This window comes from Corynebacterium sp. ACRPE, from assembly GCF_022347435.1.
Lineage (GTDB): Bacteria > Actinomycetota > Actinomycetes > Mycobacteriales > Mycobacteriaceae > Corynebacterium > Corynebacterium tuberculostearicum_D.
The window spans coordinates 1-633 of the sequence record NZ_JAKRNA010000068.1; the positions used below are offsets into that span (position 1 = coordinate 1).

Here is a 633-nt window from a genome sequence, read left to right on the forward strand (position 1 = left end):
TTTGTGTGTGATGGCGTGCCTTTTGAAGAATGAGCCTGCGAGTCAGCGGCATGTCGCGAGGTTAACCCGTGTGGGGTAGCCGTAGGGAAACCGAATCCTAATGGGGTGTAAAGTGGCATGTCCTGGACCCGAAGCGGGGTGATCTACCCATGGCCAGTGTGAAGCAGCTGTAAGAGGTTGTGGAGGCGCGAACCCACGTAGGTTGAAAACTGCGGGGATGAGCTGTGGGTAGGGGTGAAAGGCCAATCAAACTCCGTGATAGCTGGTTCTCCCCGAAATGCATTTAGGTGCAGCGTCGTATTATAGCTTGGTGGAGGTAGAGCGACTGGTTGGTTGAGCGGGACTACAATCTTAGCAATGTCAGCCAAACTCCGAATGCCGCTAATTGTGTTGTACGGCAGTGAGACTGTGGGGGATAAGCTTCATAGTCGAGAGGGAAACAGCCCAGATCGCCGGTTAAGGCCCCTAAGGGTGTACTAAGTGGAAAAGGATGTGGGATCGCGAAGACAGCCAGGAGGTTGGCTTAGAAGCAGCCATCCTTGAAAGAGTGCGTAATAGCTCACTGGTCGAGTGGTTCTGCGCCGACAATTCAGTGGGGCTCAAGTACACCGCCGAAGCCGCGGCAAACATTTT

At 53.9% G+C, this 633-nt stretch carries 1 rRNA gene; it reads left to right on the forward strand.

Features of this window, described 5'->3' with window-relative positions:
- A 23S ribosomal RNA gene (locus MHY13_RS12140) occupies positions 1–633 on the forward strand; the annotation flags it as partial.